Genomic DNA, 25,442 nt, shown 5'->3' on the forward strand with positions numbered 1-25,442 from the left:
GCCGACGCCCAGACCGCGCAAATGCCGCGCGAGAACCGTGACGCGGGTGGCGAATTCGGCGTAGGTGAGCGTCGCGCCCTCGAATTCCAACGCCACCGCGTCGGGGGTGCGCTGCACCTGGCCGCGGAACTGCGTGCTCAGGGTCTCGACCGGGGCCAGCTTGGGGTCGAGGACGTCGGAGGCGGCCAGCACGGCGTCGTCGACCAGCGCCTCCAACGCCGCGGTGAGGCCGCCGGCCTCGCCGTTCATCAGTCCGGGAAGCTGCCCGGACACCACCACCTGCATGAGCGCCTCGGGCTCCAGCGCGCCGCCCATGGCCTCGCCGAGCATGGCGATCTCGGTGGCCAGGGCGCCGTAGGCGACGGTGTCGCCGGCGTCCCGCAGGGCTATGCGGTCGGCGTCCAGCTCGGCCACGACAGCGATCAGACATGGTAGGTCGCCCACGCCGTAGGCTCGGCGCAAGGCCGTGACCCGTCCGTTCCGGCTGGTGGCGATCGACTCTGCGTAGTGCATCAGAGGCTTCCTTCCGACGTGCTCTCCGAGCGAAGAACCAGGGCCTGCGCGTCCGCGGTGAGCGTGCTCAGGGCCTGATGGAGTCCGGCCGCGCCGAGAGCGGCCAGAATGCCGGGTACCAGTCCGGCGAGTGCCACGTTCACCAGCGCCTCCGGCTTCGCGGCGGCGCCCATGGCGCGGGCGGTGACGGCGATCTTCCCGGCAAGATCCCGATAGGTGACGGTGTGCTCGCCGTGGGTGAGGGCGACCGCCTCGGGGGCGGCCGCCGCCGCGGCGGCGAGCAGGGCCGGCAGGTCGGCCGGCGGCTGCGACACCGCCGCTGTGTCCTTGTGCGACACCGCCGCTGCGGTCTTCACGGCGCCGCCGCCGGGGCGGCGGGTGCGTTCCGCCTCGGTGCGGATGTCGATGTCGCGCACCGGCGCTTCGGGATCGGACACCACGGTGTGCAGCACCAGCAGCAGCCGCTGCGCCAGCAGGCGCACGCTGTCCGCACCGAAAATGTCGGTGGCGTACCCGAATCGCATGTCCAGGCCCACCACCCGGCCGGCCTCGTCGTGCCGCTCGATGCCGGTGAGCTGGAGGTCGAACTTGGCCTCGGTGAGCTCGGGATCGAGCGCCTCGACGGTGAGTCCGGGCAGCGCCGCCGACACCGGCGACATGTTCTGGAAGGCGAAGGCCACCTGGAACAGCGGGCTCACCGACGCCGAACGGGCCCGGCCGGTGGCGGCCAGCACGGCCTCCACCACGCGCTCGAACGGCACGTCGGCCTGGGCGAACGCCGCCAGGTCGCGGTCGCGCACCTGCCGCAGCAGATCGGTGAAGGCGAGCTTGCCGTCCACCTCGGCGCGCAGCACCACGGTATTGACGAACATGCCGATCAGGTCGTCCAGCGCCCGCTCACCGCGCCCGGCGAGCGGGACGCCGATCGAGATGTCGCGCTGGCCGGACAGTTTGGCCAGCAGCACCGCGAAGGCGGCGTGCACGACCCCGAACAGGGTGGCGCCGTGCGCGTGGGCCAGGGCCGAGAGCCGCTCGACGGTCTCCGCGTCGACCGCGAAATCGACCGTCTCGCCGAGCATCTCGCGCCGCGCCGGCCGGGGGCGGTCGGTGGGCAGCGCCAGCTGCTCGGGCGCGGAGGACAGCTCGTCCACCCAGAAGCGCAGCTGCCGCGACAACAGGCTGTCCGGATCGGCGTCCGAACCGAGCACGCGGCGCTGCCAGGCGGCGAAGTCGCCGTACTGGATCTCCAGCGGCGCCCAGGCGGGCGCGTCCCCGGCCAGGCGGGAGGTGTAGGCCAGCACCAGATCCCGGGTCATGGGCAGCACCGAGTAGCCGTCGGCGCTGATGTGATGCAGCACCACCAGCAGGACGTGGTCGGCCGGGCCGAGTTCGAACAGCGTCACCCGCACCGGCGGCGCGACGGTGACATCGAAACCGGCCGTGGCCGTCTCGACCAGACGGGCCTGAATCTCGGTCTCGGACACCGGGACCGGGGTGAGCTCGCCCTGGAGTTCGCCCAGCTCCAGCACCACCTGCACGGGCTCGCCGTCCACCTCGGGATAGCGGGTGCGCAGAATCTCGTGGCGCTCCAGCACATCCCGCAGGGCCGCGGTGAGCGCGGCCTTGTCGAGCGCGCCGGTGAGCCGGACGGCGGCGGGCACGTTGTAGGCGCCCGAGTCCGGGTGCAGGCGGTTGAGCACCCACATGCGCTGCTGGGCCAGCGACAGCGGGGCCGGGCCAGCGTCGGTACGGCGGGTCAGGGCGGGCAGCAGCTCGGCCGGATCGGCGTTGGCGATCCAGCCCGCCAGCCCGCCCACGGTCGGGGCCTCGAACAGGGCCGAGACCGGCACCCGCACACCGAGATCCGAGCCGAGCCGGGCGGCCAGGCGGGTCGCCATGAGCGAATTGCCGCCCAGTGCGAAGAAGTCCGCGTCCAGGCCGATCGGGGTGGCCCCGGCCGCGCCGATGACCTCCGCGAAGCCCGCGGCGACGGCCTGCTCGAGCGCGGTCACCGGCTCGCGGTAGGCCGCCACGGCGAAGACCGGTTCGGGCAGCCGCGCCCGGTCCACCTTGCCGTTGGCGTTCAGCGGCAGGGCGTCCAGCACGACCAGCGCGGCCGGGACCATGTAGGTCGGCAGCTCCGCGGCGAGCGCGGCGCGCAGGGCGGCCGACACTTCGTCGCGGCGTTCCTCGGAGGTGCCGGGGACCGCGGCGTAGGCGACCAGCCGGGCGCCCGCGTCGGCGGTGGTGCGGGCCACGGCAACCGCGGCGCTCACACCGGGCTGCCGGTACAGCGCGGTCTCCACCTCACCGAGCTCGATGCGGAAACCACCGATCTTGACCTGGAAGTCGGCGCGATCGATGTACTCGAGCGCGCCGTCCGCGCGCCAGCGGACGATATCGCCGGTGCGGTACATGCGGCCGCCGGCGAAGGGGTCCGCCACGAAGCGGTCGGCGGTCAGGGCCGGGCGGCCGTGGTAGCCGCGCGCCAACTGCGCGCCGGACAGGTACAACTCGCCCGGCACACCGATCGGGACCGGGGACAGGCGGGCGTCGAGCACGTAGACCCGGCTGTTCCAGGCGGGCGAGCCGATCGGCACCGCCTGCCGGTGCCGCTCGCTCACCTCGTAGGAGGTGATCGAGACCGCCGCCTCGGTCGGGCCGTAGAGGTTGAACAGCCGTGCGCCCTCGGCATTCTCGCTGTCGGGGTGCTGGTCGAGGAACTCCGCGGCCGTCGCGGCCGGCAGCGCCTCGCCGATGGCCAGCACCGCGCGCACCGAGGCGGGCAGCGGGCCGCCCGCCAGCAGCATGCCCAGCAGCGAGGGCACCGGGTGCAGGATCGTGACGGCGTGCGTCTCGATCAGGGCGCGCAGGCGGTCGGGATCGCGTTCGTCGCCCGCGGCGGACACCACCAGGCTGCCCCCGGTGGTCAGCGCGGACCAGAACTCCCACACCGACAGGTCGAAGGTGGCGGGGGTCTTCAGCAGCGCGCGGTCGCCCGCGTCCAGCTCGAAGGTGGCGCGCAGCCAGCGCAACTGGTTGACGATGGCCGCGTGCGGCACCGTCACGCCCTTGGGCAGGCCGGTCGAACCCGAGGTGAAGATGACGTAGGCCGGGTGCTGCGGGCGCAGCGGGCGCACCCGCTCACCGTCGGTGATCGGCGCCGCGGACAGGCCGGACAGCTCCAGCCGGTCCACCTCGAGCACCGGGACCGCGGCCTCGAAGGGCACGCCCTCGGAGGACGTGGTGAGAACCACTGCCGGAGCGGCTGTTTCGACAATGTAGGCGATGCGATCGGCCGGGTGGTCCGGGTCGATCGGCACGTAGGCGCCGCCGGCCTTGACCACCGCGTACATGGCGACCACCAGGTCGATGCCACGGCGCATGGCGAGCACCACGCCGGTCTCCGGGCCGACGCCCGCGGCGATGAGCCGCCGGGCCAGGCGGTTGACCCGGGCGTCGAATTCCGCATAGGTGAGCGAGGTTCCGGCGCCCAGCAGGGCGACCGCGGCGGGGTTCGTCGCCACCTGGGCGTCGACCAGATCGGCCAGGGTGGCCGGCGCGAGCTGGTGCGCCGTGGCGTTCCAGTCGTGCAGGATGCGCTGGCGCATCCCCGCACCCAGCAGGTCGATATCGCCGATGACGGTGTCCGGCTGTGCCGCAACGGTTTCCAGCAGCCGCGCCAGCGCGGCGGTGAACCGCTGCGCGGTGCCCTCGGTGAACAGGTCGTGGGCGTAGCCGAGGGTCAGCTCCAGCCCGGCGGGCGCGCCGGTCTCGGTGTAGTGGTCCACCGCGAACAGGTGCAGATCGAATTGCGCCACGTGGGTGTCGAATTCGACCTCCGACACGGTCAGGCCGGACAGCTGCAGCTCGGCGCGCTCGTGGTTCTGGAAGGACAGGCCCACCTGGACCAGCGGGTGCCGGGCGGTGGAGCGGGCCGGGTTGAGCACCTCCACCAGGCGTTCGAAGGGCACGTCGGCATTGCCGAAGGCGGCGATGTCGCCGGAGCGCACGCGGGCCAGTAGGTCGGTGAACGGTTCGCCGCCGTCGGTGCGGGTGCGCAGCACCAGCGTGTTGACGAACATACCGATCACGTCGTCGAGGGCGGCGTCGCCGCGGCCCGCGATCGGGGTGCCGACCGCGATGTCGGTGGTGCCCGAGAGCCGCGACAGCAGGGCCGCGAAAGCGGCGTGCACCACCATGAACAGGGTCGCGCCGCGGCGGCGGCCCAGCTCCGTCAGACCCGCGTGCAGGTCGGCGTCGAGCGGGAGCCGGATATAGCTGCCGCGCAGGCTCTGCCGTGCGGGCCGCGGGTGGTCGGCGGGCAGGTCCAGCTGATCGGGCAGACCCGCCAGGGTCTCCCGCCAGAAGGCGAGCTGGCCCGCGGCCACCGAGGCGGGATCGTCCTCGGCGCCGAGCAGGGCGCGCTGCCACAGCGCGTAGTCGGCGTACTGCACGGCCAGCGGGGTCCACGACGGCCGGGAGCCGGCCAGGTGGGCGTCGTAGGCGACCATCAGGTCGCGCACGAACGGGACCACCGAGGAGCCGTCGGCCGAGATGTGGTGCAGCACACCGGCGAGCACGTGATCGCCGGTGGGCGCGCCGTCGGCGTCGACCACCCGCAGCAGCAGCACCCGCACCGGCACGTCGACGGTCACGTCGAAGGTGGTGGTCGCGAATTCGGTGACCCGGGCCACCAGCTCGGCCTCGGTCACGTCGACCGGCTTCAGCTCCGAAACCACCTGCGCGGCAGGCAGGATCACCTGCGCGGGCCCGTCCGCGGTCTCCGGGTAGACGGTGCGCAGGGTCTCGTGGCGTTCCACCACGGCGGCGAAGGCGGCCTCGAGCGCGGGGGCGTCCAGCTCGCCGGTAAGGCGCAGGGCGAGCGGGATGTTGTAGGCCGTGGACGCGCGATCGAAGCGGTTGAGGAACCACATGCGCTGCTGGGCGGGCGAGAGCGGCAGGTGCTCGGGCCGGGCGCCGGCGACCAGCACCGGACGCTTCGGCCCGTCGGCCTCGGCCTGCACGCGGGCGGCCAGGGCGGTCACGGTGGGCGCCTCGAACAGGGCGCGCACGCCGACCGTGGTGTCGAACAGGGCGCCGATGCGGGCGACCGCCTTGGCCGCGAGCAGCGAGGAGCCGCCCAGGGCGAAGAAGTCGTCGTCCGCGCCCACCCGCTCGATGCCCAGCAGGTCGGCGTAGACGTTGGCGATGAGCTCCTCGGCGACGGTGGCCGGCTGCCGGTACTCGGTGCCCTCGAAGACCGGAGCGGGCAGCGCCGCGCGATCGAGCTTCCCGTTGACGGTCAACGGGATCCGCTCCACGATCACCACCGCCGCGGGCACCATGTGCTCGGGCAGCTCCCGGGCGACGAAGGCCCGCAGGTCGGTGGTGGACGGCGCGGTGTCCGCGGCCGGGACCACGTAGCCGACGATGCGGGAGGCGTCCACGGCGGCGTCGTGGCGCACGATGACCGCGGCCTCGCGCACCTGCGGATCCCGCAGCAGCGCGGCCTCGATCTCGCCCAGCTCGACCCGGAAGCCGTGCAAGTTCACCTGCTGGTCGATACGGCCCAGGTACTCGAGGTCGCCGGTGGCGGTCCAGCGCGCCAGATCGCCGGTGCGGTAGGCGGATTCGCCGGAACCGCCGTAGGGGTCGGCCACGAAGCGACCGGCGGTGAGCGCCGGGCGGTTCAGGTAGCCGCGCGCCAATTGCCCACCGGAGACATAGATTTCGCCGGGGACGCCGACCGGCACCGGACGCAGTCGCGAATCCAGCACGCGCACGGTCAGACCCGGCAGCGCGCCGCCGATCACGCTGGCGGAGCCGGTGTCCGGGGTGATCGGGCGGTAGGACACGTGCACCGTGGTCTCGGTGATGCCGTACATGTTGATCAGCGCCGGGCCCTGCGGGTGCCGCACGAACCAGCCCGCGAGCCGCTGCGGTTCCAGCGCCTCGCCACCGAAGATCACATACCGCAGCGCGAGCTCGGTATCGGACTCGGTGTCGGCGGCGATCAGCTGGTAGAACGCCGACGGCGTCTGATTGAGCACGGTCACGCCCGCGATGGCGAGCAGTTCGCGGAACTGCTGCGGCGACCGCGAGGTGAAGTAGTCGACCACCACCACGCTGCCGCCGTACAGCAGCGCGCCCCACAGCTCCCAGACCGAGAAGTCGAAGGCGTAGGAGTGGAACATGGTCCACACGTCGGCGGGCCCGAAACCGTAGTGTCCCTGCGCATTGTCGAACAGGCGGATCACATTGCGGTGCGGGATCACCACGCCCTTGGGGCGGCCGGTGGAACCCGAGGTGTAGATGACGTAGGCGGTGTCGGCCGGGCGCAGCGGCGCGCGCCGGTCGCGGTCGGTGACCGGGTCGGCGGCGAAGCCGTCGAGGTCGATGGTGTCCAGGCAGACGACCGGTCCGCCGAACCAGCCGGCCGGCAGCTGCGCGTCGCCGCTGCTGATCGCGCACACCGGCCGGGCGTCGTCGATCACGTACTCGATGCGGTCGGCCGGGTAGTTCGGGTCGATCGGCAGGTAGCCGCCGCCGGCCTTCACCACCGCCAGCAGCGCCACGGCCAGCTCCGCGGTGCGCGGCAGCGCCACGGCCACCAGCGATTCCGGTCCGACACCGGCCGCGATGAGGCAGCGGGCCAGGCGGTTGGAGCGGGCGTCGAGCTCGGCGTAGGTGAGGGTCACGTCCCCGGCGCGGACGGCCGGGGCCGCCGGGTCGAGGGCAGCGGCGGTCGCGAATCGGTCGGCGAGAGTGGTGAACTCGGCGACATCGGGCCCGGTGGCGGACCACTCGTGCAGTACGCGGGCGCTCTCCTCGCTGCTCAGCAGCTGGATATCGCCGACCACCACGGTGTGGTCGGCGGCCACCGCCGCCAGCACCCGGCCGAAACGGCCCGCCAGCGCCGCGATGGTGTCGGCGTCGAAAAGCTCACTGGCGTAGGTGATCTCGATATCCATGCCACCGGCGCGGCCGTCCGCGGCGTGGGTCTCGAGCACGGTGAACTGGAGATCGAACTTGGACACTCCGGCGTCCAGGGTCTCCGGGTGCACCCGCAGCTCGGGCAGCTCCACCGTGGGCAGCGCGTAGTTGTGGAAGGTCAGGGCCACCTGGAACAGCGGGTGCCGGGCCTGCGACCGGGCCGGGGACAGCACCTCGACCAGGCGCTCGAAAGGCACCTCCGCGTGCGAGAGCGCGGCGATGTCGTCCGCGCGCACCGCGTCCAGCACGGAGTCGAAGCGGGCGCGCGGGTCGATCTCGCTGCGCAGCACCAGGGTGTTGACGAACATGCCGACCAGGCCGTCGAGCTCCTGCTCGCCGCGGCCCGCGACCGGGGTGCCGATCGCGATGTCGGTGCTGTTCGACACCCGCGCCAGCAGCACCGCCAGCGCCGCGTGCACGGTGCTGAACAGGGTGGTGTCGTGCTTGCGCGCCAATTCGCCCAGCTGACCGTGCAGATCGGAGTCGATGCTCAGGCGGTGGGTGCCGCCACGCAGCGAGGCAACCGCCGGACGCGGCCGGTCCGTGGGCAGTTCCAGCTGCTCGGGCAGCCCGGCCAGGCGCTGCCGCCAGAACTCCAGCTGCCGGTGCGCCAGCGACCGCGCGTCGGATTCGTCGCCGCGACGCTCGGCCTGCCACAGCGTGTAGTCGGCGTACTGCACGGGCAGCGGGGCCCACGCGGGGGCCACGCCGGAGCGGCGGGCCTGGTAGGCCGTCATGAAGTCGGTGGCCAGCGGGCCCAGCGAGAATCCGTCCGCGCTGATGTGGTGGACCACCAGCACCAGCACATGATCGGTCTCCGAGACGCTGAACAGTGCTGCGCGCAACGGGGTTTCGCGGGTCAGGTCGAAGGCGTGGCCGATGATCCCGGCCACCCGGCCGGGAATCTCGTCCGCGGTGACGCGGGCGGTGAGCAGCTCGGCGTCGGTCGCCGCCAGCACCTGCTGCTCGGGGCCGTCCGAGCCGTCGGGGTAGACGGTGCGCAGGGTCTCGTGGCGCGAAACCACGTCCCGCAGTGCGGCATCGAGCACCTCGGCGTCCAGCACGCCGGACACCCGCAGCACGAGCGGGATATTGTCCGAGGCCGCGCCGGGGCCCGTGCCGATCACATCGGCGTGGTAGCGGTTGAGGAACCACATGCGGCGCTGGGCATCCGACAGCGGCACCCGCTCCGGGCGGGGCCGCGCGGTCAGCGGCAGCCGGGTTCCGGTGCCCGCCTTGGCCTCCGCGATGGCCGCCAGGCCGGCGACGGTCGGGGCGTCGAACAGGTCGCGCACCGACAGCTCGGCGTCCAGGGCCGCGCCCACCCGGGCCACGGCGCGGGCCGCGAGCAGCGAGCTGCCGCCGCGGGCGAAGAAGTCGTCGTACGCGCCGACCCGCTCGACCCCGAGCAGGTCCGCGAAGACACCGGCCACGACCTCCTCGGCCACCGTCTCCGGCGCCCGGTAGACCGCGGTCTCGAAGACCGGGGCCGGCAGGGCGGTGCGGTCCAGCTTGCCGGAGGCATTGAGCGGGAAGGCATCCAGCACCACGAGCGCGGCCGGGACCATGTAGCCCGGGAGCGTGGTGGCCAGGGCGGCCTTGATCGCGTCCAGGTCGACCACGGCCTCGGGTTCGCGGACCAGGTATCCGGCCAGCTGGTCACCGGCGTGCGCATCGGTGCGCACCACCACGACCGACTGGGCGACGCCCGGCTGCGCCAGCAGCGCGGCCTCGATCTCACCCAGCTCGATGCGCAGACCGCGCAACTTCACCTGGAAGTCGGTGCGGCCCAGGTAGTTCAGCTCGCCCTCGGGGGTCCAGGAGACCAGGTCACCGGTGCGGTACATGCGCTCGCCGGTGCCGAAGGGGTTGGCCACGAAGCGATCCGCCGACAGATCCGCCCGGCCCAGGTAGCCCCGGGCCAGCTGGTCGCCCGCCAGATAGAGCTCACCCGCGACACCCGGCGCGACCGGGTTCATGCGCGCGTCCAGCACGTAGGTGCGGGTGTTCCACACCGGGCGGCCGATCGGCACGAAGGCCGTATCCGCGTCGGCCACCTCGTGATAGGTGACATCGATCGCGGCCTCGGTCGGGCCGTACAGATTGTGCAGGCGCGCACCGGTGAGCTCGCGCAGCTTCTGCGCGGTCGGCGCGGGCAGCGCCTCACCCGACGCGAACACCTGCCGCAGGCTGTGTAGAACTTGCCTCCACTCCGCTCCGGCGGGTTCGCGGCCCTGAAGGTCTCGTTCTTCCCTCCTCCGCTCCTCCGCTTCGCTCCCCCGCTCCAAGGCGGAGGTCGATTCCAGCCGCAGTCCAGAACGAGACGGGCCGCGAACCAGGAGAGTTTCGCCGCTGCGAAGGGCAGTCTCGAGTTCGGCCACGAAGACGGCCAGCATGGAGGGCACGAAGTGGGCAACGGTAACGCCGCGGCGGGCGATCATGCCGGCCAGGTAGGCGGGATCGCGGTGGCCGTCGGGCGCGGCGACCACCAGCTTGGCGCCGATCTGCAAGGGCCAGAAGAACTCCCACACCGACACGTCGAAGGTGTAGGGCGTCTTCTGCAGGACGACATCCGCGGCGGTCAGGCCGTACTCGGCCTGCATCCACACCAGGCGGTTGACAATGGCCGAGTGCGGGACGGCCACACCCTTCGGGCGGCCGGTCGACCCCGAGGTGAAGATCACGTAGGCGGTGTTCGAATCACGCAGCGGCGCAGTGCGATCCGCATCCGTGAGCGGGGCGCTCGAGTAGCCGGCGAGGTCGAGGGCGTCCACGGCCAGCACCGGCAGGTCGCGATCGGTGGTGAAACCGTCGCGCACGGTGGTGAGCACGGCCACCGGAGCGGCGGCGTCGAGCACGTAGTCGATGCGCAGACGCGGCTGGTCCGGGTCCACCGGCACGTACGCGCCGCCCGCGGCGAGCACGGCGTACATGGCCACGACCATGTCGTCCGACCGCCGCATGGCCAGGGCCACCCGGGATTCCGCGGTCACCCCGGAGTCGGCGAGCTTGCGGGCCAGGCGGTGTACCCGGGCGGCGAACTCGCCGTAGGACAGAGTCGCCCCCTCGAATTCCACAGCCGGGGCATCGGGGCAGGTCAGCGCCCTGGCCTCGAACAGGTCGACCAGGGTGGCGGTGCCGGAATCGGTGGCGGGCAACAGCTCTCGCGTATCGCGGGCGGTGTCGTTCCAGGACATCAGCACCCGGGAGCGCTCGTCGCCGATGAGCAGGTCGATCTCGCCGACCAGCCGGTCCGGCTCGTCGGTCACGGCCTCGAGCACCACGTCCAGCCGCCGCGCGAAGGCCGCCACGGTGGCCTCGTCGAAAATGTCGGTGGCATAGGTGAACTGGGCGCTCAGCTCGCCGGTCGCGGCGTCCTCGCCCACCGACAGCTGCAGGTCGAACTTGGCGGCGCCGGGATCCAGGTCGATGCGCGAGACCGTCAGCCCGTCCAGCTCCAGCGTGGGCTGGGTGACATTGGCCAGGTCCAGGGCCACCTGGAACAGCGGGTGGCGGGCCTGCGAGCGCATCGGGGCGATCACCTCGACCAGCCGCTCGAAGGGCACGTCCGCGTGCGCGAAGGCGCGCAGATCGGCCTCGCGCACCCGGGCCAGCAGCTCCCGGAACGAGCGGTGCGGGGTGACCTCGGTGCGCAGCACCAGGGTGTTGACGAACATGCCGACCAGGTCGTCGAGCGCCTGCTCGCCGCGGCCCGCGACCGGCGAACCGATCGAAATGTCCGCGGTGCCGGAGAGTTTCGCGAGCAGCGTGGCGAACGCCGCGTGCAGCACCATGAACACCGTGGCGTGATCGCGCTCGGCCAGCTCGCGCAGGCGGCGGTGCCGCTCGGCGGAGATGACGAAGCGGTACTGCGCGCCGCGGCGGGTGGCGACCGCCGGGCGGGGCCGGTCGCTGGGCAGCTCCAGGGTGTCGGGCTGACCGGACAGTTCGGCGCGCCAGAAGCGAATCTGCTCCGCCAGCAGCGATTCCGGATCGTCCTCGTCGCCCAGCACCGCGCGCTGCCACAGCGTGTAGTCGGCGTACTGCACCGGCAGCGGCGTCCACTGCGGCGCGGCGCCGGCGCGGCGGGCGGTGTAGGCCACCATGAGATCCCGGGTCAGCGGGGCGATGGACCAGCCGTCGGCGCTGATGTGGTGCACGGCGACCACCAGCACGTGGGTCTGCGGCGCCAGGCGCAGCAGGGTCAGCCGCGCCGGCGGCTGCTCGTCCACCGCGAAGGGCAGCACGGCCAGCTCGATGATGCGCGATTCCAGCGCGTCCGGGCTCACCTGCTCGGGCGCCAGGGCGATGCCGGCCGCCTCGGCGGACAGCACCAGCTGGCGGCCGACACCGTCCACGGCCGGGTACACGGTGCGCAGCGTCTCGTGCCGGGACACCACATCGGTGACCGCCGCGGCCAGCGCGTCCGCGTCCAGCGGACCGTCCAGCCGGATGGCCGCGACCAGGTTGTCCGCGATCGAGCTGTTGTCGAAGCGGTTGAGGAACCACATGCGCTGCTGGGCGTAGGACAGCGGCACCACCTCGGGCCGCTCCCCCGCCACCAGCGGTGCGCGGGAACCGGATCCGGCCAGCTCGGCCACCCGCGCGGCCAGCTCGGCCACGCTGGAGGCCTCGAAGACCAGCCGCACCGGGATCTGGGTGTCGAGGGCGGCACCCAGGCGGGCGGTCACCTGGGTGGCGATCAGCGAATTGCCGCCCAGCTCGAAGAAGTCGTCGTCCGCGCCGACCGCCTGTGCGGCCTCGCCGGCGTCTGCGGCATCGGCCGAGGCCGGCCGGGGACGCGGCGGCACGGTCTCGACGGCGGTCTCCGCGACGGCCGGGACCAGGCCCAGCACCTCGGCGAAGACATCGGCGACCAGCTGCTCGACCGGCGTGGCGGGCGCGCGGAATTCGCGCTTGGGGAAGATCGGCGCGGGCAGCGCGCGGTAGTCCAGCTTGCCGTTGATGGTCATCGGCAGGGCGTCGAGCACCATGAAGGCGGCCGGAATCATGTACGCGGACAGGCGATTCGCCAGTCCGGCCTTCAGCTCGGCCAGGTCGAGGCCCGCGGACTCGGGCACGAGGTAGGCGACGATCTGATCCCCGCGCACGGCGTCGCGGTGCACGATCACCGCGGCGCTGCGCACCAGCGGATGCGCCGCCACCGCCGACTCGATCTCGCCCAGCTCGATCCGGAAGCCGCGCACCTTGACCTGGGAGTCGTTGCGGCCCAGGTAGTCCACGGTGCCGTCGGCGGTCCAGCGCACCAGGTCGCCGGTGCGGTACATGCGTTCACCGGGCGCCCACGGGCAGGCCACGAAACGGTCGGCGGTGAGGGCGGCGCGGCCGCGGTAGCCGCGGGCCAGCTGCGGACCGGCCACGTACAGTTCGCCGATCATGCCCACCGGCACCGGCCGCAGCCGGGCATCGAGCACCCATTCCCGCACCCCGGCCAGCGGACGGCCGATGGTCACCGGACCGTTGGCCGGCAGTGGCGCACTGGCATTCACGACGATGGTGGTCTCGGTGGGCCCGTAGGCGTCGACCAGGGTGCGCCCGGCCTCGGCCCAGCGCCGCACCAGCTCCGCCGGGACGGCCTCGCCGCCGACCGCGATGTGGCGCAGGCCGGGCACGTCGGCGGGATCGATGGTGCCGATCGCCGAGGGCGTCATCAGCACGTGCGTCACCTGTTGCGCGCGAATCACTTCCGCCAGCTCCGGACCCACGGTGGCCCCGGGCGGCGCGATCACCAGCGTGCCGGCCGACTCGACGGCCATCAGCAGTTCGGCGACCGAGATGTCGAAGTTCGGGGTGGAGCCCTGCAGCACCCGCGCCGACGGCGAACCGACGTAGCGCTCGTACTGCGAGGCGGCCAGGCCGGGCACGCCCGCGTGCGTGACCAGCACGCCCTTGGGCACACCGGTCGATCCGGAGGTGTAGATGGCGTAGACGACATTCCCCGCGCGCAGCGGGCGCACCCGGTCCGCGTCGCCGACCGGATCGGCGGCGAATCCCGCCCAGTCGGCACGGAATCCGGGCTCGTCGAGCACCAGCCAGGGCAGCACCTCCGGCAGCCCGCCGACCACGGCGGAACCGGTCACGCCGAGGACCGCGCCCGAATCGCGGACCATGTGCGCGATGCGCTCGGCCGGGAACGCGGGATCCACCGGCAGCCAGGCGGCGCCGGTCTTCACGATCGCCCATACCGCGACAACGGCTTCCAGCGACCGCGGCAGGCCGACGGCCACCAGATCGTCCGGGCCGATGCCGCGATCGATCAGCAGGCGGGCCAGGCGGCTGGTGGTCGCGTCGAGTTCGCCGTAGCTGAGCGTGGTTTCGCCGGAGATCAGCGCCGGGCGGTCCGGGCCGACGGCCACGGCGCGCGCCATCATGTCCGGCAGCAGCCGGGTGGCCTGCACCGCACCACCCGAACGGGTTGTCAGATCGGTGTATTCGGCGGGGGCCAGCAGCGGCAGCGCGTCCACGATCACGGCAGGATCGGTGGTGACGGCCTCGAGCAGGCGCACGAAACGATGTGCGAAGACCTCGATGGTGGAGGGGTCGAACAGATCCACCGCGAACTCGAACTCCGCGTGGATCCCCGCCGGTGCCGGACCTTCCCCGGGACCGGCACCGGCGAAGCTTTCGGTGACCGCTACCGAGAGGTCGAACTTGGTCACCTCGATGTCCAGGGTACCCGTCGTGGCAAGCAATCCGGGCAGTTCGAGGCTGATGTCTCCGGTCGCGGTGAAGGACAGCGCCACCTGGAACAGCGGATGGCGCGACTGCGAGCGGGCCGGATTCAGTGCCTCGACAAGCTGTTCGAAGGGCACGTCCGCGTGCGCGAAGGCCGCGAGATCGGTGTCGCGGACCCGGTGCGCGAGTTCCCGGAAGCTCAGCGTGCCGTCGACGTCGGTGCGCAGCGGCAGCGTATTGACGAACATGCCGATCAGATCGTCGAGTTCGCGCGCGCCGCGGCCGCCCACCGGGGTGCCGATGACGATGTCCGACTCGCCGGACAGCCGGGACAGCAGCACCGCCAGCGCGGCGTGCATGAACATGAAGGTCGAAACACCCTCGGCCCGAGCGGTTTCCGAAATTCGCGCGTGCAACTCGGCGGGCAGTTCGACGGCCAGCTTGGCGCCGCGGCCGGTGGCGGCCACCGGACGCGGGCGATCGGCCGGGAGCTCGAGCAGGTCCGGGGCGCCCGCCAGGGTCTGCCGCCAGAAGTCCAGCTGCCGCGACAGCAGCGAGTCCGGATCGTCGGCCGCGCCGAGGCGATCGCGCTGCCACAGCGTGTAATCCGCGTACTGCACGGCCAGCGGCTGCCAGGCCGGGGCCTGTCCCTGGGACCGCGCCAGGTAGGCGGTGATCAGGTCGCGGGCCAGGACCGGGAGCGACAGGCCGTCGGCGGCGATGTGGTGCAGCACGATGGCGATGGCGTACTCGGGCACGTCCAGATCGGCGGCGTCCACCAGGACCGGACCGCCCAGTCCGCAGTCCGAGGCGACCGCGCCGGTGACGGTGAACAGTCGTGCCCGGAACGGGATCTCGCGTTCCAGGTCGAAGCCCCGCGCCGCGAACTCGCGCAATCGCGCGTCCAGTTCGTCAGCGTCACAGCTCTCGTGCGCCACCGGCTCCGCCGCCGCGGCGACCGTCAGCACCTGCTGAACCGCGAAACCCGAAGCCGTCGAGGGGAATACGGTGCGCAGCACCTCGTGCCGGTCCAGCACGTCCATCAGCGCGTCCCGCATGGCCGCCTCGTCGGCCTCGCCGCGCAGGCGCACCACGAACGGCATGTTGTAGCCGGCGCTGCCGGTGTCGAAACGGTTCAGGAACCAGATGCGCTGCTGCGCCGGGGACAGCGGCAGCGCCTCGGGGCGCTCGCGCCGCACCAGGGCGACCGCGTTGCCCGCCTCCGCGTCGGCGTCCAGGAACTGGTCGTCGATCACCGCCGCCAGCTCGGATACGCCGGTGGCGGAGAACATCTCGCGCACGGTGAGCCGGCAACCCAGCTCGGCGTTCAGCCGCGCCGCCACCTGGGTGGCGATCAGGCTGTTGCCGCCCAGGGCGAAGAAATCGTCGGTGCGGCCGACCTCGGTCGCACCCAGTACCTCGCCGAAGACCCGCGCCACGGCCTGTTCGGTCACGGTGACCGGCGCCTCGTGCCGCACCGTCACCCGGACCGGCTCGGGCAGGGCGGCCCGATCCAGCTTGCCGGAGGCGTTGACCGGCAGGGCATCCAGCACCACGTAGGCGTGCGGCACCATGTAGCCCGGCAGCGCCCGCGCCGCCGCGGCCTTCAAACGGGTGGCGTCCACCTCGGCCGGCGCGACGACGTAGGCCACCAGCTGATCGTCACGCACGATCACCACCGCGCGCGACACGCCGTCCACGGCCACCAGCACCGACTCGATCTCGCCGAGCTCGATGCGCAGGCCGCGCACCTTCACCTGGAAATCGGTGCGGCCCAGGTACTCCAGCTCACCATTGTCGGTCCAGCTGACCAGGTCGCCGGTCCGGTACATGAGCTCTCCGGACTCCCCGGCGAACGGGTCGGCGACGAAGCGCTCGGCCGTCAGGCCCGGACGCGCCACGTAGCCCCGGGCGAGCTGAACCCCCGACAGATACAGCTCACCCGGGGTCCCTACGGGGACCGGCCGCAGACGTGCGTCGAGCACGTACAGCCGGGTATTGAACACCGGTGCGCCGATCGGCACGGAAACGGTGTCCGCGGCGGTCACCTCGTGGAAGGTGACATCGACCGCAGCTTCGGTAGGACCGTAGAGATTGTGCAGTTCGGCGCCGGTCAGCGCGCGCAGCCGCTGGGCGGTCCGGCCCGGCAGCGCCTCACCGGAGGCGAAGACTGTGCTCAATTTGCCTCCGCTGCGCTCCGGCGGGTTCGCGGCGCTGGAGGTCTCGATTCTTCCCCCCTCCGCTCCTCCGCTTCGCTCCCCCGCACCGTCGGTCCAGAATCGAGACGCGCCGCGAACCAGAGCGGACTGCTCCAACTCGGATACATACGCGTCCAGCATGGACGGCACGAAATGTGCGGTGGTGACGCCGTATTCGGCGATCACGGCACGCAGATAGGCGGGGTCACGGTGGCCGTCGGGCTGCGCCAGCACCAGGGTCGCGCCGATCTGCAACGGCCAGAAGAACTCCCACACCGACACGTCGAAGGTGGCGGGCGTCTTCTGCAGCACCACATCGGCCTCGGAGAGCCGGTAGGTCTGCTGCATCCACACCAGGCGGTTCACGATCGCCGCGTGGGTCACCGCCACGCCCTTGGGGCGGCCGGTGGAACCCGAGGTGAAGATGACGTAGGCGGTGTTCGCCGGCCGCAGCGGCGTGCGGCGCTCGGCATCGGTCACCGGCGCGGCCGAGTAGCCGGCCAGGGCGTCACCGCCCAGCTGATCCAGATCCAGTGCGGTGACATCGGTTTCGGGGCGATCGGCCGAGGTGGTCAGCACCAGCGCGGGCGCGGCCGTCCTCAGGATGTGCGCGGTGCGCTCGGCCGGGTGGTCCGGGTCCAGCGGCACATAGGCCGCACCGGCGGCCTGCACGGCGTACATGGCCACCACCAGCTCCGGCGACCGGCGCAGGTGCAGCGCGACCAGCGATTCCGGGCCGACGCCGAGCGAGATCAGGTGGCGGGCAAGGCGATTCACGCGCTCCGCGAGTGCGCCGTAGCCGAGATCGCGGGCGGGCTCACCGGCGAAACGCACCGCTGGGGCCGACGGCGTGCGGGCCGCCTGCGCGTCGAACATCGACACCAGCGTCGCCGCGCCGTCCACCGGATACGCGGTGTCGTTCCACAGCCGCAGCACCACATCGCGTTCCAGCTCGGTGCAGACGTCCACGCCCGCGAGCCGCTCATCCGACTCCAGGCCCACCAGCCGCTCCAGGAAGGTCAGGAAGCGGCGGTGGTGGCGGACGTTCTCCGCGCTGGTGTACAGGTTCGGGTTCACCTCGAGGTCGAGGTGGATCCGGTCGTTCTCCCCGTAGAAGAGATTGAGGCTCATGTCCTCGATCGGGCTGGAGGACAACAGGTGCAGGCGCGCCTGGATATCCCCGAACTCCAGCTGGGGATGGAACAGCATGACATTGACCATCGGGCCGAACAGCGCGCGCGAGGCCGGGCTGCCCTGCTGTTCGGCGTCGCGGTGGATGTCCTCGTGACGGTAGCGCTGGTGGCGCAGCGCGCCCGAGATCTCCACCCGCGCCGAGGTGAGCAGCTCACCCCAGGTGGTCTCGTCCCGGACCGGAATGCGCAGCGGCACGATATTGGACAGCATGCCCGTCGAGCGCCGCATGACCGCGGTGGTGCGGGCCGTCACCGGCAGGCTCAGCACCGCCTCGTCCTTGCCGGTGAGCCGGGCCATGTACGCCGCGAAGGCCGCGATGATCACCCCGGGCAGACCGGAATCGTGCTGCTCGCCGCACTTTTCGAGGCGCCGCTGCAGCTCCTCGGGCAGGATCTGGCCGTAGCGCATATTGCCCGCGCGCGGCGGCGCGGAACGGCCCTTGAGGGTGGTGCCGCCCTCCAGGCCGGCGGTGCGTGCGGCCCAGTGCGCGCGGTCGGTGCGGAACCGGGTGCTCTCGCGGTAGGCCAGCTCGGACTCCACCAGCTCCTGCTGCGTGCCGACCTGCACCGTCTCCGGTTCCAGGCCGCGCTTCAGGGCGGTGTAGCGCCGAGCCGTCCACTGCATGGTGTTCATGGCGGCGTAGCCGTCGCCCACGATGTGATGGCCGACCACGAACCAGAACCAGCGCTGATCGGCGACCCGGATCAGCGCGGGCGCGAAGAGCCGCTCGGCATCGATGAGGACGTTCACCGGCTGGACGATCTGGGCGCGCATCCATTCATGCGCCGCCGCAATGGGATCGGCCTCCGACCGCAGGTCCATGATGCGGGTGTTGTGGCCGGCGGACTCGTCGATGTACTGGAAGGGCTGTCCGTCGATCTCGGTGAAGCGCAGCTGGGAGGAGCGCCAGATCGGCACGCCGTCCTGGGACACCCGCAGGAGCAGGTCGACATCGAAATCGCCTTGGATATCGACGTACTGGGCCATGCTGCACGGCACGTCGGGGTTCAGCAGCTGGGCGTACCAGACGCCGATCTGTGCGGGTCCGAGGGGAAAAGGCGCTGAGACATCCGACGTCGGAACTTCACTCGGTCCGAGACCACTCGAGTCCGTACCCTGCACCAGAGCCTCCCTTGTCATGGCGAATTGCTATGTCGACCAACGGTTTCGGGCATCACGAAATAGACCTGGGTGCGCTCGGCTGACGAGGGCGCACCAGGCCGCGAAAGATCGCACCGCCCTGGGTGATTCGACGAATGCGCGGCGAATCCGCGCGTGATCCAACTAGTGCTCGAAGCGGCCGGGCCTACTGGCTCTCCGGCCGGGATGCGAGTGCCTCCGGGTCATCGCATCCGGGGTGTCCTGCTGCCGATCTCCTCCAACTGTCACCTGCATCACAGGGATGCCGTTCATGCATGTGGACACTAGGCGTTTACACAATAAAAAGGAACTTTTTCCCGAAAAAAAGTTGGACGAGCGTCTAGTTGGCCGACCGCCGCGCGTTGAGAACGCGATGAATGTGGGTATGACCACATGACAAGGCGGCGGTGTGACCGACCGCACTTTCGGATGTGGAGACTATGAGTCGAAACGTTGCAACTGCGTTGCATCGGCGCCCATGCGCCGATCCAGCACGCGAATCTTGGCCTCGATCTGCGCATACAGCGGAGACTCACGATCGACGGTGGCGCGATAGGCCGCCCACGCGGCGGCATCGTCACGGCCCTCGGCACCGGATGTCCACCGACTCATGACCGAAGCGTCGCCGGAACGTAATACAGCGGTGCGCAGACGCACTCGCAATTCATCGCGAATGTCTATAACTCCAGGCGCCGTGGAACGTGGCAGCACCGGACCCGCGTACAGCCGCACCGCCGAATCCACATCCCCGGAATCCAGCGCGGCGCGCAGCGCCTCCACATCCGTGGCGATCGGCACGCGCAGTCGATAGGGACGCGAGCCGAACACATTCGACCCGACCACCGAACGCAAACGCGACATGGCCGCGCGAATGGTGGCGTTGTCCAGATCGGCATCGTCCAGCAGCAACGCCAGGTGATCGGCCGACAGGCCCTCGGTGTGCTCGGCCAGCAGCAGCAGGATCTCGGCATGCCGCTGCGACAGGGGGACTCGCTCCCCCGCCACCGTCAGCTGCGGCTGCCCCAGCCCGAGCACCTCCAGGCCCAGCCGCTCCGGCGCCGGCGCATCGGCGTTCGAACGGCGATCCTGACCCGAACGGACCGCGGCCAGCAGCAGATCCATCTCCGCCGCCGTCGCGGCCGCCTTCACCAGCGCCAGGATCTCCGGGCGCGCCACCCGCACCCCGCCGGCAATCATCAGCACGCCCACCAGGCGGCCGTCCGGATCGTGCACCGGCGCCGCGGCTCCGGTGATCTGGTGCATGCGATGCAGGAAATGCTCCGGCCCGTGGATCCAGGCCGCGCGGCCGGTGCGCACCACCAGGCCCACCGCATTGGTGCCCACCCGGCGCTCGCTCAGGTCATTGCCCTCGCGCAGGCCCGCCTCCGCGGCCGCCTGCACCCGATCGGCATTGCCGTGCACCGAGAGCACGCGGCCGAACTGGTCGGCCACCACCACGATCAACCCGGTACTGGTCGCGTCGCGCAGCAATAGCTTGTCCACCAACGGCATGACCGAGGCGATCGGATGCGCGTCACGGTAACGCTCGAGGTCGGCGCCGCGCAGGCCACGACCGTCTCCGTCGTCCATCGGATCGACGCCGCCGCGCAGACTGCGCAGCCATGACTCGAGCACCATCGGCCGCAGCAGGCCGGGCAACTGCCCCAGTTGATCCCCGCCCACACTGAGATATCCGTGTGCCTGGGCGGCATATGTTTCGAGCGCCCCGAGCTGACTGCCCGGTTCGACGCCGTGGTTGGGTTGCCCACCACCTGCGAGATTGCTGACCATTTGCCTTTCTTTCCGCCCCAAAGAGTACCGGCGCACCGAAGACCTCAAGGCGGAAGCCGGACGTTTGTCCGGCAGGTCACACGCCAACGGGCGCCTCACAAAATGTGAGCTACACAGCATTTTGTTAAACACGGCGTGTTCAGTGATGGCGCGGCACCCGCGCGTGGCTCCCCGTCCGGGAGGGTTGCGGCGGCGCTGCGGACCGGTCACGGCCGCCCGCCGAGACTCGAATCCCCTTGCGGTGAGCAGGGTTTCACGGCCGTGCGGTGCATCGAATGTACCGCCCCGCTCCGTGCGCTGTGTCAGGGTGGGTCCGTGGAGGACATCGACCCGACCGACCTCGACCACTTCACGCACAGCTTCCCGCAGCCCGGGAGCAGCGTCGAATTCAGCTCGTCGGCAGGGTCGGCTCGAGCGCCGCCGCGCTGCGAATGCGGGCCGCACCCCACCACAGACCCGTCCCGTAGGCGACATCGTCCAACCGCCGGCACAGCACGTACCGGACCGGGTCCAGGCTGCCCGGCTCCCGGTGGGTGAACCAGTCCGCCAGGCCCTCGGCCATGGCCAGGGTGAACGCGATATGACGGACCCGCCGCGAGCACAGCATGCCCAGCAGCGTGATCGGCCAGTAGTGCCGGCACATGGCCGTGGCCAGCCGCCACACGCCGCCGGTGAAACCCCGCGTCAGATAGATGGCAGCCACCCGGGTCGGATTGTCCAGTCCGGCGAAGACCCGGCGTAGCCGGACCAAGGTGGCGCTCAGCATCAGCAGACCGCCGAACACGCCCCAGCGCGACATCGTGCCCAATAGCACCGCGGACACCGCGGTCCAGATCGGCAGCGACAGCGGCGCGGCCAGGCCGGGATGCCGCTGGGCCAGCGGCGCGACACCGGTCCCGTGGGTGACCTTGTGGACGAACCACTTTCGCAGTGACACCGGATTGCTGTGCGCCACCCGCGCGGCCGGTTCGTAGCGCAGCCGCCAGCCCGCGCGGTCCAGCCGCCAGCACAGGTCGACATCGCCGCCCGCCGCCATGGTCTCGTCGAACCCGCCCTCGCCGAGTAGCGCCAGCCGGCGCACCAGCACCGCCGAACTCGGCACGTACGGCACCGGGCCGTGCGCGTGCACCGCCGACTCGCGGCGGCCGCGATGCACCGAGCCGCGGGTGTGCTCGTAGCGGGCCAGCAGGGTGGAGTCCGGATCCATGGCCAGGATGCGCGGGGCCACCAGCGCCACCTTGGGATCGCTGAAGTGCCCGAGCATGACCTCCAGCCAGCCGGTGCGGGGCACCACCTCCGGGTCCAGGAAGGCCACGAATTCGGTTGCCGCGGCCTGTAATCCGAAATTGCGGGCGGCGGCCGCCCCGTACCGGCGATCCCGGCGCAGCACCGTGATCCGGCAGCGGCTTCTGGCATCCGGGATCTGCACCGGCTGATCCGAGCCGTCGTCCACCACGATCACCGTGTGGCCGCGCAGCGCCGACAGCAGCCGGGACAGCTCGGGGGCATTGTTGTGCACCGGGACGATCACGGTGACGTCCTCCAGCGACGGCAGCAGCCGCGGGCGCGGATTCGCGACGCCGGAATCGAGAAGACGTCTGGCAACCCGAGCCGACGCGGGGTCGGTCACCTCGAGGTACCCGTCACCGATCAAGGCCGCAGCTTCCGGAGCGAGCCGCAGCAACCTCGTCGGCGTACCGCCGACCAGGAGCCGTCCACCGGAATAAGTGCGCACCCTGGGATCGATTCGCACCCCGAAACCATCGGGAAGGCGATCATGGCGCATTCCCGAATGCTAAGTCAGCCAACCACTGGCAATGATGATTGGCGCGCTGTGTCTAATTGCCCTTCGCTTCGCTCCGGGGCGGGTTCGCGGCCCGGAGGTCTCGATTCTTCCCTCCTCCGCTCCTCCGCTTCGCTCCCCCGCTCCAAGGCGGAGGTCTATCAAGCCGCAGTCCAGAATCGAGACGGCCGCGAACCTCCGGGTGAGCTTCCGACAGGTTCTCGAGAAATGGGGAATCTCGGGCCGGGATTCGGCCTTGCCCGCGCATCGGACCGTAGCTCGACGGCTGATGCGGGGAGCGCTCTACACTGCGTGAGGAAAATCGGCAGTTGAACAGGTAGGGGACGGAAATCCGTGCCCGTGGTGGTCGAGGCGGTATGGGAGTCGGGCGCATGCAGACAGGCGGGGGCGGTAACACCCTCTCGGAATCCGAGATCGTCGAGGCCGCCCTGCGGGTGGTCCGGCAGGACGGTGTGGAGAAGCTGTCCATGCGACGGCTCTCCCGCGAACTCGGAGTTTCGCCGATGGCCCCCTATTACTACGTCGCCGACAAGCGCGAGCTACTCGATCTGGTCGCCACCGCCGCCCTCACCGGCGTGCGCAAGCCGCCACCCGAATTCGGCACGTGGCAAATGCGATTGCGGGATCTGATCGACCAGATCGATGAGAAATTGCGCAAGCACCCGGGTCTCGGCGACGTCTTGATCGAGCAGATGCTCGGGAAACAGCTGGACCTGATCGCCGCCGTCATGGAAATCCTCTTCGACGCCGGTTTCGACGAGCGCAATGTGCTCTCCGCCTATGCCACCATCCACACCTATCTGTTCGGGCGCTCGAAGGTGAACCCGCGCGATCGGGCGGGCCTGCTGGACCGGGTGCTTCCGGAGGCGGTGGAACGCGCCACCAAACACCTGGCGGATCTCCGCGGCAAGTACTCCTACGACTTCTCGATGGACGTGCTGATCGCGGGCCTGGAAGCTCAGCTTGTCCGGCAGCGGGACGGCCACGTATAGTCAAACTAGAACACGTTCTAGTTTAGGTAGACTGCACCGGCTGCCCAGCACCGCCGGGTTCGAGAGGACACTATGACCACCGTCGACGTACCGCACAGCTCGCGATCGGCCGTGCTGCGGGTCTCCGCGGTCATCAACGAGACGGCCGACTCCTGCTCGCTGGTATTCGACGTGCCCGAGGACCTGCGTGAGCGCTTCACCTACCAGCCGGGCCAGTTCCTGACCCTGCGCATCCCCAGCGACCTCACCGGGTCCGTCGCCCGCTGCTACTCGCTGGCCAGCTCGCCGCACACCGACGACAAGCCCAAGGTGACCGTCAAGCGCACCGTCGACGGGTACGCGTCGAACTGGGTGTGCGACAACGTGAAAGCCGGCGACTCGCTCGAGGTGCTGCCGCCCTCGGGCGTCTTCACCCCCAAGAACCTCGACGAGGACCTGCTGCTGTTCGCGGCCGGCAGCGGCATCACCCCGGTGATGTCCATCCTCAAGTCGGCGCTGGCCCGCGGCAACGGCCGCATCGTGGTCGTCTACGCCAACCGCGACCACGACTCGGTCATCTTCGCCCGGGAACTGCGCGAGCTGGCCGACAAGCACCCGCAGCGGCTGGTCGTGATCCACTGGCTCGAGCACCTGCAGGGCCTGCCCACCGCCGACGCCCTCGCCACCCTGGTCGCGCCCTACGTCGCGCACGAGGCGTTCATGTGCGGCCCCAAGCCGTTCATGGACCGCGTCCACGACGCCCTCGGCCAGCTCGGCATGCCCCGCAACCGCACCCACGCCGAGGTCTTCAACTCGCTCTCCGGCGATCCCTTCGCGGAGGTCGCCCCGAGCGAGATCACCGCCGAGGAGGCCGCCGACGCCGCCAGCGTCGAGGTCGAACTCGACGGCGAAACCCATGAGATGACCTGGCCCCGCAGCCAGACCCTGGTCGACATCATGCTCTCCAAGGGCCTCGACGTCCCCTACTCCTGCCTCGAAGGCGAATGCGGCTCCTGCGCCTGCACCGTCCTCGAAGGCGAAGTGGAAATGGAGAACGCCGAAATCCTCGACCCCGAGGACATCGCCAACGGCTACATCCTCGGCTGCCAGGCCCGCCCGGTGACGGATCACCTGAGGATCCAGTTCTGACGAGCCCGCGAAAAGCGAAATGTGGCCGCCGCGTCGAAAACGCGGCGGCCACATTCTTATTCGAGGGGTGCGGCGCTGAACCCCGCAGAGCAACCGAAAAGTCGGTGCTGCCTAGTACGCCGAGAAGACGTTGTCGATGGAGCCGTAGCGGTGCGCCGCGTAGTTGCAGGCGGCGGTGATGTTGGCGACCGGGTCGTAGATGTCCCAGGACGTTCCGTCGACGTGGTACGCCTGGAAGGTGGGATCGATCACCTGCATCAGGCCCTTGGACGGGATGCCCGCGGCGGCGTTGGAGTCGTACAGGTTGATGGCCTGCGGGTTGCCACCCGACTCACGCTGGATGTTGCGGAAGATGCCGTCGTAGCTGCCGGGGATGCCGTGCTGGCCCATGACGAAGAGGGCATTCTGGATCCAGCCGTTCAGGTCATTGGCGAAGGCCGGGGGGAGGACCTGGTTGAACGGGGCCGGGAGGCCCTGGACGACCTGACGGACCTGGTCCTGCTGCGCAGCGGGGAGGCCGTTGTCGAGCTGGATGGCCTGCTGCTGGACCTGCTGAGCGGTGGCCTGGAACTGGGGCGGGACGCCATTGACGTCGGCGGCGGCCGGGCCGGCGGCGATCACGGCCGAGACGGCCAGGGCCGCGGCGGCTGCGCCGGTGATGGTCTTGACGGGCTGGGCGAACAGGTTTCGTTTGATCATGGTGATTACAGGCGCAGAGCTCACCACGGCGGACACCCGGAGGGACTCGCCGATGCGCTGCATGGGTTGTGATGTGCAAGTGGCGGAACGAGATCTGGGATATTTCCCAGCTATCACCGTTCAGTCACGCTCCCGCCGGAGGCGGCGGTCTCTGCGTGGTAGTCACCGGCTCATTTCGAGCTGGTATCGGCCTTCACCGACTGATCACAGACTGATCTCGCTAAGTAAACGTAAACTGAACACAGGATGAACACTCGGTGCGAACTCGCCGAGTGGTTCGTCACAGCAATC

Annotated in this window: 7 protein-coding genes (1 of these 7 only partly in view); 2 read left to right on the forward strand and 5 right to left on the reverse strand. The window is 70.7% G+C overall.

Features of this window, described 5'->3' with window-relative positions; all coding sequences use genetic code 11:
• From ABZV44_RS15735 to mftF, 4 genes are all read right to left on the reverse strand, one after another.
• A protein-coding gene (locus ABZV44_RS15735) for a non-ribosomal peptide synthase/polyketide synthase (protein ID WP_354836458.1) crosses the window boundary here: on the reverse strand, window positions 1-513 show its 5' portion. The gene continues 18,366 nt to the left of window position 1, outside the view; only the first 513 of its 18,879 coding nucleotides appear in the window; it begins with the start codon at window positions 511-513; its stop codon lies beyond the left edge, outside the window.
• Complete coding sequence (locus ABZV44_RS15740) at window positions 513-18,737, reverse strand: non-ribosomal peptide synthase/polyketide synthase (RefSeq protein ID WP_354836460.1); 18,225 nt, start codon at window positions 18,735-18,737, stop codon at window positions 513-515. The genes ABZV44_RS15735 and ABZV44_RS15740 overlap by 1 nt, the downstream gene beginning before the upstream one ends.
• Window positions 18,738-19,175: 438 nt before the next feature.
• A complete protein-coding gene (locus ABZV44_RS15745; protein WP_354836462.1) occupies window positions 19,176-20,528 on the reverse strand; it encodes a GAF domain-containing protein in 1,353 nt (450 codons plus the stop codon).
• Window positions 20,529-20,916: 388 nt separating this feature from the next.
• A complete protein-coding gene (gene mftF / locus ABZV44_RS15750) occupies window positions 20,917-22,314 on the reverse strand; it encodes a mycofactocin biosynthesis glycosyltransferase MftF (RefSeq protein ID WP_354836464.1) in 1,398 nt (465 codons plus the stop codon).
• A gap of 389 nt (window positions 22,315-22,703) precedes the next feature.
• Between mftF and mftR2 the strand changes: the two genes are divergently transcribed.
• Both mftR2 and ABZV44_RS15760 read left to right on the forward strand, forming a co-directional pair.
• Complete coding sequence (gene mftR2, locus ABZV44_RS15755; protein ID WP_354836466.1) at window positions 22,704-23,324, forward strand: mycofactocin system transcriptional regulator MftR2; 621 nt, start codon at window positions 22,704-22,706, stop codon at window positions 23,322-23,324.
• A gap of 72 nt (window positions 23,325-23,396) precedes the next feature.
• Window positions 23,397-24,452 (forward strand): ferredoxin--NADP reductase, encoded by a 1,056-nt coding sequence (locus ABZV44_RS15760; protein ID WP_354836468.1) that lies wholly within the window; start codon window positions 23,397-23,399, stop codon window positions 24,450-24,452.
• Between the two features lie 111 nt (window positions 24,453-24,563).
• Here the strand turns inward: ABZV44_RS15760 and ABZV44_RS15765 are convergent, their stop codons facing one another.
• Window positions 24,564-25,151 carry a transglycosylase SLT domain-containing protein gene (locus ABZV44_RS15765; RefSeq protein ID WP_354836470.1) on the reverse strand — a complete coding sequence of 196 codons (588 nt, stop codon included), beginning with the start codon at window positions 25,149-25,151 and terminating at the stop codon, window positions 24,564-24,566.
• Window positions 25,152-25,442: the final 291 nt, after the last annotated feature.

It is taken from the genome of Nocardia sp. NPDC004860, assembly GCF_040609015.1.
Classification (GTDB): Bacteria; Actinomycetota; Actinomycetes; order Mycobacteriales; family Mycobacteriaceae; genus Nocardia.